General features: G+C 64.0%; 10 protein-coding genes. 8 read left to right on the top strand and 2 right to left on the bottom strand.

From position 1 onward, the window contains the following. Positions 1–21 precede the first annotated feature (21 nt). Together LXE91_RS40760 and LXE91_RS40765 are read right to left on the bottom strand one after the other, a co-directional pair. Positions 22–1,206, bottom strand: coding sequence for a chromate transporter (locus tag LXE91_RS40760; protein WP_027813541.1), 1,185 nt, complete (start codon positions 1,204–1,206; stop codon positions 22–24). Continuing rightward, positions 1,203–2,183 carry a chromate resistance protein ChrB domain-containing protein gene (locus LXE91_RS40765; RefSeq protein ID WP_027813542.1) on the bottom strand — a complete coding sequence of 327 codons (981 nt, stop codon included), beginning with the start codon at positions 2,181–2,183 and terminating at the stop codon, positions 1,203–1,205. Before LXE91_RS40765 ends, LXE91_RS40760 begins: the two co-directional genes overlap by 4 nt. A 253-nt stretch (positions 2,184–2,436) precedes the next feature. On the opposite strand from LXE91_RS40765, the gene LXE91_RS40770 reads away from it, so the two are divergent. The 8 genes from LXE91_RS40770 (at position 2,437) to LXE91_RS40805 (ending at position 12,506) form a co-directional block, all read left to right on the top strand. Next, complete coding sequence (locus tag LXE91_RS40770) at positions 2,437–3,126, top strand: response regulator transcription factor (RefSeq protein ID WP_027813543.1); 690 nt, start codon at positions 2,437–2,439, stop codon at positions 3,124–3,126. Beyond that, positions 3,116–4,396: a sensor histidine kinase gene (locus LXE91_RS40775; RefSeq protein WP_027813544.1), complete on the top strand. Its 1,281-nt coding sequence runs from the start codon at positions 3,116–3,118 to the stop codon at positions 4,394–4,396. The genes LXE91_RS40770 and LXE91_RS40775 overlap by 11 nt, the downstream gene beginning before the upstream one ends. A gap of 124 nt (positions 4,397–4,520) precedes the next feature. After that, positions 4,521–4,802 (top strand): DUF4148 domain-containing protein, encoded by a 282-nt coding sequence (locus tag LXE91_RS40780; RefSeq protein WP_046543880.1) that lies wholly within the window; start codon positions 4,521–4,523, stop codon positions 4,800–4,802. A gap of 161 nt (positions 4,803–4,963) precedes the next feature. Continuing rightward, positions 4,964–6,358 (top strand): TolC family protein, encoded by a 1,395-nt coding sequence (locus LXE91_RS40785; protein WP_027813545.1) that lies wholly within the window; start codon positions 4,964–4,966, stop codon positions 6,356–6,358. Continuing rightward, positions 6,358–7,425 (top strand): efflux RND transporter periplasmic adaptor subunit, encoded by a 1,068-nt coding sequence (locus LXE91_RS40790; protein ID WP_027813546.1) that lies wholly within the window; start codon positions 6,358–6,360, stop codon positions 7,423–7,425. Before LXE91_RS40785 ends, LXE91_RS40790 begins: the two co-directional genes overlap by 1 nt. Before the next feature lie 65 nt (positions 7,426–7,490). Then, positions 7,491–10,628 (top strand): efflux RND transporter permease subunit, encoded by a 3,138-nt coding sequence (locus LXE91_RS40795; protein ID WP_027813547.1) that lies wholly within the window; start codon positions 7,491–7,493, stop codon positions 10,626–10,628. Positions 10,629–10,691: 63 nt separating this feature from the next. Next, the gene (locus tag LXE91_RS40800; RefSeq protein ID WP_034176083.1) at positions 10,692–11,192 is read left to right on the top strand and encodes a DUF2127 domain-containing protein; all 501 of its coding nucleotides are present in this window, start codon (positions 10,692–10,694) and stop codon (positions 11,190–11,192) included. Positions 11,193–11,300: 108 nt separating this feature from the next. Next, complete coding sequence (locus LXE91_RS40805) at positions 11,301–12,506, top strand: MFS transporter (protein WP_046196988.1); 1,206 nt, start codon at positions 11,301–11,303, stop codon at positions 12,504–12,506. Positions 12,507–12,513 lie beyond the last annotated feature (7 nt).

A 12,513-nucleotide genomic window follows, 5' to 3' on the forward strand; every position in this document is an offset into this window, starting at 1 on the left:
AGTTTTCGTGAACGCACCCGATTAATGGGCGTGCAGATGGACAAGCGGATAGAGGGCGAGACCCGTCAGGGCCGCGGCAACCACGATTGCGGGTTCCGGAAGCTTCTTCACACGCCAGAGCAGCAACGCGGTCGCGAGCGCGATGAGCGCGGTCGGCCAGTCGATGACCGAGCGCTTTGCGATCACAATGACCGAGCCGGTAATCGCCCCCACGGCTGCGGCGGTAATGCCGTCGACAAACGCCTTGACGGCGGGGAGCCGCCCATATTTCTTGAAGTACGGCGCAGGCAGCACCGTGAACAGGTAGCACGGGATGAACGTCCCTAGGGCAGCGATGCAGGCGCCAGCCAGCCCGGCGACGAGATACCCAATGAAGCCCACGGTAATGACGACCGGCCCCGGCGTGATCATCGCAACGGCCACCGCATCGACAAACTGTTTCTCGTTCAGCCAGTGGTGTTCCGTCACGACACCGCCGTAGAGGAAAGGCACGATCGCGAGGCCTGAGCCGAACACGAACGCGCCCGCCTTCGTGAAGAAAAGCGCAATCTGACCGAGCAGCGGAAGGTCCAGACCGCTCAGCGGCCCGGCAAGGGCCGGTGCCTGTGTCGCGGCCAGCGCGTTGATCCCGCCTTTGCCCAGCCATTGAGGCGGCGCGCGGCGTAGCCAGTTGACGATGCCACCGGCGATAAAAAGCCAGGCGATTTCAGACTCGGTCACGACGGTCACTGCCGCGAGGATCAGGAAGACCGCCCAGAGCAGCCGGTCCTTTCCGAGCGTCTTCGTCGTGAGCTTGTATGCGCTCATCGCAATGATGCCGACGACCGCCGCGCCGACGCCGTAGAAAACGGCCTGCATCCACGACAGTCCGCCGAAATGCGCGTAGGCCCAGCCCAGCACCACCACCATCAGGAACGACGGCAGCACGAAGGCGAGACCGGCGATGGTCGCGCCCAGCAGCCGGTAGTGCACGAAGCCGAGATAGATGCCGAGTTGCGCCGCAAGCGGGCCCGGCATCATCTGCGCGAGGGCCAGCCCTTCGCGATAGTCTCCCTCGGTAATCCAGCCACGCTGTTCGACCAGATCGCGGCGCATGTAGCCGACCAGCGCGACCGGGCCACCGAATCCGATCGTGCCGAGTTTGAGCATGTAGAGCGCCATCTGGCCCAGGCTGTATCCGGGCGCGTGTGCGGTGGTTGTGCTCATGAACGTTTTCCCGTGTCGCGCGCTTTTTCGACCGCGGCGAAGTGTGTGTACATCGAGTCGAGGACGGGACTCATGTCACTGAGCAACTGGTCGTCGTCAGCTGCACGCTCGCGCGTGCCCGCAATGATCGCTTCGAAGCCGATGGCCTCCGGCACCGGCGTGCCGCCCACGTCGAGCGCATGCACCATTGAGCTAAGCCGCATGAGCGCCGGATCACCTTCGAGTCCGAAGCTCGCCAGCAGCACTTCGAACGTCACACGTTCTCCCACATGCGTGAAGACCGCGCCGTCGAAATCGAAGCCGAGCGCGTCCTTCGGGCAATCGTCCGGCGAGGGCAGCCAGACGAAGCGGGCCTGCACGTCGATAAACCGGCGGATCAGCCAGGCGCTTGCCACGCGATCCACCCACAGCCGTCGGCGGGTTGCCCACGTGCGCCCCTGGTAGTCCAGGACGGACAGCAGGCGGATTGCGCGGTCCGCCGAGTGGGGCTCGCCAGGCGAGAGCACCGTATCGACGTGGGCCACGAAATCCTGCCACGCCACCTCCGCGCGCGTAGTCGCTTCCCCAGGGAAGAAGTCGATCGCGACAATGGTCTCGTAGTCCTTGCGCAGGCGTCGCTGCAGTTTCGTCAGTTCGGTGGCGGACTGCCCGGACACGGTCTTGCGCGCTTCGGCCAGTGTCCGGATGAAGCCATCGTACTCATCGGCCAGGTCGAAGAGTCCGCGGAATTCCGCGTCCTGCGAAGCATCGAGACTGGGGGCGCGCAGAAGGTGCGCTGCGCCACCGCTCTCGCCGATCGCCGCGACCAGCTCGCGCAGCATGTTTTCCCCTTCAGGACTGTAAGGAAGCAGATAGATGCCGTCGCGCAACACCGCGCAGCCTTTCCCCTTCAGGGCGCGCCAGAAGCGCATGCGGGCTGTCGCATTCCCGGTGGGTAGCGTCAGGACAAGGACGGACCAGGTCATCAACGTATTCATGTAGACAATGCTACGTTTATGTAGCGATATCTACAAGTTAACTTTGTGGGCGTGATGCAGAAGACTGACCAGATGCGATGTCATCCGGCCGCGCCAGTCCGCTCGTTACACTGATGAACCACAGGCCACGGATGCCCCAGCGCTGCCACAATAGGGATGTGCCCATCGTCTATCCGGCTTTCCCGACTCCAGTACACGCAGTCTGCGGTAGCATCAAGCTCTCTTCCAGCCGAGACGTGACGAACGCAAGTCCATGAAGGTTCTTATTGTCGAAGACGATTCCGCGATCGCAGCGAACCTCTACGACTATCTCGAAGGTAACGGCTATGAGGTCGACATTGCTTCCAATGGCAAGGCAGGACTGCGGATGGCGATCGCCGACTCGTGGGACGCCATCCTGCTCGATCTGGCGCTGCCCGGCATGGACGGACTCACGCTCTGCCGCAGGTTGCGCGAAGAGGCGCGGCGGGACACACCGGTGCTGATGCTCACGGCCAGGGACGCACTGGACGACAAGCTGGAGGGCTTCGTGCACGGTGCCGATGACTATCTGGTCAAGCCGTTCTCGCTGAAGGAGGTCGGTGCACGTCTTGGGGCCCTGATCAAGCGCTATCGCGGGCAGGTCGCCACCATGGATCTTCTATTCGCCGACGTAAGACTGGATCTGTCGACGATGACCGTCGAACGGGCCGGGCATCCGGTCAAGCTTCCCCCAAAATGTCTTCAGTTGCTGCGCATCCTGCTGCAGTCGCCTGCGCGCATGTTCACTCGCGCCGAGCTTGAATCTGAAGTCTGGGGTGAGGAGCTGCCCGACAGCGACACACTGCGCACGCACATCTACACCCTGCGCAGGGCGCTCAGCGAGCAGGGCGAGGCCGACCTTGTCGAGACCATCCATGGCGTCGGCTACCGGCTCGTTGCACCTGATCAAGATGCGAAATAGCCTGCGCTTCAAGGTCGCGCTTTTCTTCTCGGTGCTGACCATCGCGTTGCTGGTCGCCCAGGCGCTCGGCGTGAGGACACTGGCCGAGGCACAGGAAGAGCGGCTGATCACGGCACTCATCCATGACGACATGACGAATGTGCTCAAGAGTTACGAAGCCAACCCGTCCCTGCTGCCGCCCTTCGATGTCCGAATGAATGGCTATGTTTCGGGCGCGGACAGCCGGACCATTACGCTGCCGGTGACGATCGGGAGTCTGCCTGCCGGCACGCACGAAATCATCATTGACGGACGGGAGATCCACGTCGCGATCGAGCCGCTCGGCGCGGCGCGGCTGTACCGCGTTTACAACTTCAGTATTTACGAAAAGCATTTCAAGGAAGTCATCAATGCCCTGATGGCAGGCACAGGTGTCTTTGCATTGCTCACGATCTGGCTGTCCTTCGGCCTGTCGGGTCTGTTGGTGCGGCAGGTTGCCGGTCTCGCGCGGCAGGTCAAGGAACTGCGGCTCGGCGGGGCGGTACCGATCCAGCCCGGCAGGTACGATGAGACGGAACTCGTCGGGCTCGTGGAGGCTTTCAACGACTACCACCGGCGCATTGCCGACATGATTGCTCGCGAGAAGGAGTTCACGGGGAATGTGAGCCACGAACTGCGAACGCCGCTTACGGCAATCAAGACGAGCTGTGAACTGCTTGAACAGGATCCGGCGATCAGCGGCAAGTCGCGCACACGTCTGCAGCAGATCGAGCGTGCGGCCGACAACATGCGCGAACTCGGCAACGCGCTGCTGACGCTCGCGAGAGAGGATTCGGCACGCGAGGTCGAGCCGATGGCGCTCGCGAACCTGATTGAAACGTCGCTGACGCGTTTCGCCGACCGTTTTGCCCGAAAGGACCTGGCGGTCGTCAATGCTGTGGAACGCGGTGTTTGTGTGCTGGCAAACCGGTCGGCGCTCGCGATCGTGCTGTCCAACCTCATCGACAACGCCGTCCGGCATACCGAACACGGACGCCTTCAGTTTCGCTACGCAGACGGCTGGTTGCACATCGAAGACACCGGGCCAGGCATTCCGGCACACGCACTCCCCCATGTCTTTGACCGGTTCTACCAGGCCGGGTCGCCGCGCACTGCGACGCCTGGCGTCGGAATCGGCCTGTCGATCGTCAAAAAGGTCTGCGATCGCTATGGATGGTCGATCCGGATCGACAGCGAGCCAGGCGTTGGCACCTGCGTCTCGCTGCGCCTGCCGGCGACGAGCCGGACCTGAGTCGACTGCACGCTTGCTGATGCGTTCTTGACGAAAACTTCACAAACCCCTGCGTAGCATGGGCTTATGGGCTGTTCCGTAAGTTACCGGAACAGATATTGACCAGATTGTGAAGGAGTCGCTCATGAAATCGCTAATCGCTGCACTCTTCGTCGCATCCTCTGCGATTGCCCCCTTACTTGCATTTGCCCAGCCAACCCCCGGCCCGACGCGCGCCGCGGTCCGTGCCCAGTTGGCGTGTGCGGAGCAGTCAGGATTGATGCGTCTACCCAGAAATAGCTACCCCGACAAGATGTCCGAAATGAACTGCGACACCTCCGGTTCCGGGGCATCCATGAACGGGAACGCCCAGGCGGGCGCGCCAACGTGGCAGCAATCGAACCCGACCCTGTTCAGGCACCACTGAGAGCGGCACATGTGGCGTTGACAGAGCTGGCGTCAATACCGCATGCCCGCCCCGGCGGCGTCCTGGCCGTTCCTTCTTGACGAAAACTTCACAACCGGTGGCGTAGCATCCGCCCCGGACGCTGCCCGGGTGGGCGGCACACCATCCGATGGGATGCAAGAATGCGCCGCACATTATCGTTTGTCTTTATCGCCTTCGCCGGGATGGCCGGTTGCACGACCTACCATCCCGAGCCGATCGCCCCCGCCCAGCTTGCCCGGCAATTCGAGGAGCGCACGCTGGCGAGCGAGGCGCTGCAGGCCTACGTGGCGCGCGAGACCGGTCACGACGTCACGCCCTGGCCGCCTGCAGTCTGGAATCGTGAGATGCTCACCCTGGCGGCCTTCTACTACAGCCCCGCCCTCGACCTTGCCCGTGCGCAATGGAGCACGGCCAACGCCGGTATCGACGTCGCCAACGCGATTCCCAACCCGGTCCTGCAGTTGCCGTTCCAGTACAACACGCCTAACCCGGGGCCGGGAGCGCCCTTCACCTGGGGGCCGTCGCTCGATATTCCGATCGAGACCGCGCACAAGCGCGGCTATCGCGTCGATCAGGCGAACCACCTCTCGGAAGCGGCCCGGCTGAACATCGTCAACGCAGCGTGGAGCGTTCGCGCTCAGGTCCGGGATGCCATGCTCGCCCTCTACGCCGCCCGCGAACGCATGGCCTTCCTGTCCGCCAAGGCCGACGCCGAGCGGCAGATCACCGTGATGAGCCGCCACCGCCTCGCTGTCGGCCAGTACTCGCAGCCCGACGTCGACGCTGCCGTCCTTGCCGACACCCAGGCCCAGAGCGAGCTGGCCGCCGCGCGAAGCGCCGAACAGGACGCGCTCGCACAACTGGCTGCCGCCATCGGCGTGCCGGTCACCGTGCTCGACCGCGTCACGCTCGACCTGAGCGCCTTCGATACGGTTCCGCCTGCGCCGCCCGCAACGGATGCGCAGCGCGCGGCGATCTTCCATCGCGCCGATCTGCGCGCCTCGCTGGCCGATTACGCCGCGGCCGAATCGGCGCTTCAGCTCGAGGTCGCGAAACAGTATCCGGACATCCACCTCGGCTCCGGCTACACGTACGACACGGGCACCAACAAGATTGGCTTCGGGCTCGCCGGCATTACGTTGCCGATCTTCGATCAGAACCAGGGCGGCATCAGGGAAGCCGAGGCGAAGCGCAAGGAAGCTGCCACGCGTACCGGCGCGTTGCAGGACAGGATTCTCGGCGATCTTGCGCACGCGCTGGCACGCTACCGGGCGAGCCTCGAAGCGCTGCAGCTGTCCGACGCCCATCTGGCAAGTGCCCGCCGGCAACTCGAAAGCCAGGCGGCGGCTTTCGCCAGCGGCAATGCGGACCGGCTGACCTTCACGCAGGCGAAAGCTGACTACCAGACCAGCAAGAGCGCCCACCTCGACGCCGTAGTCGCGGTCCAGCAGGCCGCTGGCGCGCTCGAAGATGCGATGCAGCAACCCCTGGGTCATGAGGCGGTGAGCGATACCCTCAGTGAAGAGACACCATAATGAAACTCCGGCTGATCCTACTTTCCGTCATTTCGCTGGCCCTCGCTGCCGGTGCAGGCTGGTACATCCTGAACCAGGCGTTTGACGACGCCAGTGCATCGACCGCCACGGCAGCCCGGTCGGCTCCGACGCCCGCCGTACAGACGGTCAACGGTGAAACGGTCGTGGTCGTGAGCCCCGAGGCCCAACGGGCCAGCCACATCGAGGTGGCGCCGCTTGCCGCCGTCATGAGCCAGTCCGGCATCAGCGCCGACGCGATGGTCATCGATCTGCAGCCGCTCTTCGATCTGCGCAACCGGCTCGCGAGCGCGCGCGCGGACGTTGACACCTTCACCGCGCAGGCGGCCAGTTCGAGGACGCAGTACCAGGGCAGCCGCACACTGTTTGCCGACGACCGCAATGTTTCGCAGAAGAGCCTGCAGGCTGCACAGTCGACGATGCAGGGCGACGAAGCGAAACTGCAGTCTGCCCGGGTCACGCTGAACGGGCTGGACGGCGCGATGCGGCAGCAGTTCGGCGACGTGCTCGCGAATGCCGCGGCCGCACCGGCCTCGAGGCTGTTCCAGCTCCTTCAGTCGGGCCAGGCTGTCGTGCTGCGCGTCACGTTGCCCACAAGTTTTGGTATGGCGCCACCCGAGCGCATCGCCGTCGATACGGCTGACGGCCGCGTGGTGCCGGCCCAACGGCTTTCCGCCTCGCCACTCGTTGATCCGGCCGTGCAGGGGAGCCCCTGGCTCTACGTCGCCGACGCCACGCTGCCCGCCAATCTGCGCACGAGTGCACGCGTGCCGACGTCAAGCGAGGCCGTATCGGGGCTGCTGATCCCGGCGCAGGCGGTGGTGTGGTACGGCGGCCAGACGTGGGCCTGGGTGCGCACGGCCCCCGAGCGCTTTACGCGACGCTACGTGCCGGCCGGCAACGAGGACGACCGCGGCTTCATGGTCACGTCGGGCTTTCACGCCGGCGACCAGATCGTGACGCAGGGTGCGCAACTGCTGCTCTCCGAAGAGCTCAAGCCTCAGGGCATCGCCACCGCGTGCAAGGATCCGCCCGAATGTGATGACTGATCCTGCGACCGTACCGTGCATGACCTGCCCAGAACAACGCGACTCCACGTCCCATTCCACGCCCCATGCTTGACGCGATCATCCGCTTTTCGCTGCGCTTTCGCGGCGTCATCTTCTCGCTGGCCGTGATGGCGGCCGGCTACGGGCTCTTTACGCTGACGCGCGCCAAGCTCGACGTTTTTCCCGAATTTGCGCCGCCGATGAGCATCGTGCAGACGGCCGCTCCGGGCATGACCAGCGAACAGGTGGAGAGCCTCGTCACCCAGCCGGTTGAAAATGCCCTCGGCGGCATGACGGGCCTGAAGTCGATTCGCTCGCGGTCCATGCAGGGCCTCTCCTCGGTCACGCTTGTGTTCGATGACCACGCCAACGTGATGCAGGTCAGGCAGCTCGTCACCGAGCGCATCGGCGGGCTTGCGGGCTCGCTACCAGTGGGCGTCACCGCACCCCAACTCCTGCCGCTCACCACGACAACGAGCGTCGTGCGCACCATTGGCCTGACGTCGACGACGCGCTCGCTCGCGGACCTCTACGACATCGCCCAGTGGACGGTCAAACCGCAGCTGCTCGGCACTCCCGGCGTGGCCGACGTGATTGTGTTCGGCGGTGAGACGCGCCAGCTGCAGATCCAGGTCGACCCCGCGAAGCTGATGCGCCACGGCCTGTCGATCCCGGACGTGATTGCCGCGGCGCGCCAGGCCACCGGCGTGCGCGGCGCCGGGTTCATCGAGAACAGCAACCAGCGCATCGCCGTCAACGCCGATGGCCAGATCGCGACACCGCAAAAACTGGCCAGTGTCGTGCTGCGTTCCAGCAACGGCGCGGCGGTTCGTGTGGGTGACGTCGCCAACGTGACCTGGGGCAGTGCACCTGCTGTTGGCGCAGCATCGATCATGGGCAAGCCCGGCGTGATGGTGGTGATGGAAAGCCAGTACGGGACCAACACGATGGCCGTGACGCGCGACATCGAAAGGACGCTCGCGGGACTCGGACCCGCGCTCGCCCGGCAAGGTGTGGACGTAAACACCAACGTCTTCCGGCCCGCCAACTTCATCGAGGCCGCCGTCGGCCACCTGCGCACCGCGCTCATCGTCGGCGCCGTGCTGGTCATCGCGGTGCTGTTCCTGTTCCTGCTCAACGTGCGCACCGCCGTGATTTCCGCGGTGGCGATTCCGCTGTCGCTGCTGGTCGCGATCATCGTATTGACGTCGTTCGGCGTCAGCCTGAACACGATGACCCTGGGTGGGCTCGCCATCGCGCTCGGCGAGGTGGTCGACGATGCCATCATCGACGTCGAGAACATCTACCGGCGCCTGCGCGAGAACCGCACGCTGCCCCAGCCGCTGCCCGCTTTCCGGGTCGTGCTGCGTGCTTCGCTCGAAGTTCGCAGCGCCGTGGTGTTCGCCACCTTCATCGTAACGCTGATCTTCCTGCCCGTGCTCACGCTCACGGGTATCGGTGGACGGCTCTTTGCGCCGCTGGGTATCGCCTACATTCTCGCCGTGCTCGCGTCGCTCGGCGTCGCCCTGACGCTCACGCCGGCGATGGCACTCGCACTGCTGGCGAAGGGACCCTTGCCCGAGCGGGAGCCGCGCCTGATCGGGCGCCTCAAGACGCGTTACATCGCGCTGCTGACGAAAGTCGAACAGCATGTGAAGGCGGTCATGGTGATCGTCGCGGTGATGTGCGCCGCGGCGCTCGCGTCACTGCCATTCATGAGCGGGAGTTTTATTCCGCAACTGCGCGAAGGCCACTACACGGTTCACATGGGGCTCGCACCGGGCACCTCGCTCGCCGAATCGCTGCGCATCGGCACGCAGGTCTCGAACGCGCTGATGCAGGTGCCGGGCGTGCGTCTCGTGGCACAGCGTGCGGGCCGCGCGAATGGCGTGGTCGACCCCACCGGCGTGCAGCTCTCCGAGTTCGAAGTCGACCTCAAGCCGATGGGGGCATCGGGCCAGAGCTGGGCGCTCTACCGGATTCGCCAGGCGCTGGCGCGCTTTCCGGGTCTCTCCACCTCGGTCAACACGTTTCTCGAGGAACGGATCGACGAAACCATTTCGGGCACCACGGCCCCGGTGGTCGTGAATGTGTTCGGCAACAATCTCGACGTCATCGATCGCACGGCGCAGCAGATCGCCCAGCTGATCGGCACGATCCACGGCGTCGCCAGCGTGCGGGTGGATTCGCCGCCCGGGATTCCGGAACTGGACGTGCGGCTGAATCCCGACGCCCTGAGCCGCTGGGGCTTCCGGCCCGTCGAGGTGCTCGATGCTCTCCAGGCTGCCTACGCGGGCGTGACCGTATCCCAGATCTACGAGGGTAGCCGCAGCTATGACCTCGCCGTTGTGCTCGACCCGGCCCAGCGTCAGACCGTCGGCGACATTGGCAAGCTCATGGTGCGCAATGGCGACGGCCTTGCCGTGCCGCTGGGCTCGCTCGCGACGATCCGTCAGGTCGCGGGACGCTACCAGATCACACATGACGGTGGCCAGCGCGTGCAGACGGTATCGGTCAATCTCGGCAGCCGGCCCGTCAGCGACTTCGTAAAGGAAGCACAGGCGCGTGTGAATCACGCGATCAGGATGCCGCCGGGCACGTATGCCGTCTTCAGCGGTGAGAGCGAAGCGCGCGCGCAGTCGCAACGCGACCTGCTCGCATACGGCGGGATTGCGCTGGTGGGCATCGCGCTGCTGCTGTTCCTCGCAATGAAGAGCCGTCGCGGCGTGCTGCTGGTCATGATTAACCTGCCCTTCGCGCTCGTGGGCGGGGTTCTGAGCGTCGTGCTGACCGGCGCGAACCTGTCGCTGGGCAGCATGGTGGGATTCGTCACGCTGCTCGGCATCTCGCTGCGCAATTCAATCATGCTGATCAGCCACTACGAGCATCTGGTGCACGTCGACCGGCTGGCCTGGGACATAAATACGGCGGTGCGCGGTGCGTCGGAACGGCTGGTGCCGATCCTGATGACTGCACTGGTGACTGCGCTCGCCCTGCTGCCGCTCGCCGTGACGAGCGGCGCGCCGGGTAACGAAATCGAGGGGCCGATGGCGATTGTCATTCTTGGCGGCCTGCTCACCTCGACCGCACTGAACCTGATCGTACTGCCCACCTTGGCACTGCGTTACGGGCGTTTCGCGCGCGAGGAACTGGTCGAACCCGGACAAGCAGCGGTATCAGGAGAAACGGGCGATGGCCAGTGACGAGGTGTCACGGTAAAGACGAAGCGAACGCGACCCGCATTGCGAACCATTGGAGAGATCCCCGTGATTGGTCTGAACAAGCTGCTTGACGGGAAGAAGCTCCATCTGGTGTTTGAATTGAGCCTGTGGTTCAAGGCGATTTTCGCGCTTTCAGAAATCGCTGCCGGCGTTGTCACATACTTCGTTCCGCAGCGGCTTTTTCTGACTTTTGTGCGTTTGGTCACGCAGGATGAGTTTGCGGAAGATCCCCATGATCTCGTCGCCAACTTTCTCCTTCATACCGTACAGCACCTTTCTGTCGACACCCAGAAATTCGCGGCGATTTATCTGCTCGGACACGGCGTGATCAAGCTGTGGCTGATCATCGGTTTGCTGTGCGAGAGACTTTGGTACTTTCCCATTTCCATGATTGTTTTCGGCCTGTTCATTGGCTACCAGGTCTATCGATTTACATTCACGCACTCAGTCTGGTTGTTGCTCGTCACGGCCTTGGACATCGTCGTTATCGCCCTCACCTGGCACGAATACCGATATCTCCGAAACGGGCAGAAGGCGGTAATGTAGAGCGCCTGGCTGGGATCCCGTGTCGGGCGGAGCTGATACAGTCCGCGGCGCCGCACCGGCCTGATGCCCGGTAGAAAACAGCTTTCTCCCGATTCCAGACAACGAACGATGCTACCTGATACATCTACCATCGACCGCATTCCGATTCCCCGTGCAGTCCGGATGCTGGGGTTTGTCAGCCTCTTCATGGACTTTTCGTCCGAACTGGTTCATGCGTTGCTGCCCATCTTTCTCGTCACCACGATGGGCATGAGCGTGAGCGCGCTGGGTGTGCTCGAAGGGGCAGCCGAAGCGACCGCAATGATCGTCAAGATCTTTTCGGGGCCCGTAAGTGATTGGCTTGGCAAACGCAAGGCGCTGTTGTTGCTCGGCTACGGGCTGGCCGCGCTTTCCAAGCCGCTTTTCCCGCTGGCCGGCACACCCGGGATTGTCGCGGCCGCACGACTTGTCGATCGCGCGGGCAAAGGGATTCGCGGTGCGCCGCGTGACGCCCTCGTCGCAGACGTCTCGCCCCCGGAGATTCGTGGCGCCTGCTTTGGACTGAGGCAGTCGATGGACACGATCGGAGCATTTGCAGGACCCCTTGCCGCAATCGTATTGATGCTCGGGTTTTCCGATCACATTCGCACTGTCCTGTGGTTCGCGGTCGTACCCGCGTTCATCGCGGTCGGCCTGATCCTGTTTGGCATTGAGGAGCCGGTCGGTGAAGGTGCGCCTCGTCGCTTCCGGTCCCCGCTGCACTGGCGGGCATGGCGTGAATTTCCGGAGCGCTACTGGTTCGTGGTCGCGATCGGTGCCACCTTCACGCTTTCGCGCTTCAGCGAGGCCTTCCTTGTCTTGCGCGCGCAGCAGACCGGGTTGAATATCGCGTGGATTCCCGGCGTGATGGTGGTCATGAGTCTCGCCTATTCGCTCTCCGCCTACCCCGCGGGAGCACTTTCGGATCGCATCGATCGCCGGTTTCTACTCGCCTGGGGGCTCGTGCTCCTGATCGCGGCAGATCTTGTGCTGGGCACGAGCGCGTCGATCATCACCGTCCTCCTCGGCGTTGCGCTCTGGGGCCTGCACATGGGTTTCACACAAGGCATTCTCGCGGCGATGGTCGCAGAAACAGCGCCGCAGACACTTCGCGGAAGTTCGTTCGGCCTTTTCAATCTCGCGAGCGGCGTCTGCATGCTGGTCGCGAGCGTCATCGCCGGTTGGCTGTGGGATCGCCATGGCGCGTCGGCGACGTTCTTTGCCGGAGCCGGTCTGGCTGTCGTCCCACTGGTGATGTGCCGTTTCGCGCCACGCCTGGAGAAGCGCAACCGCTGACCGATCC

The organism is Burkholderia contaminans (assembly GCF_029633825.1).
Classification (GTDB): domain Bacteria; phylum Pseudomonadota; class Gammaproteobacteria; order Burkholderiales; family Burkholderiaceae; genus Burkholderia; species Burkholderia contaminans.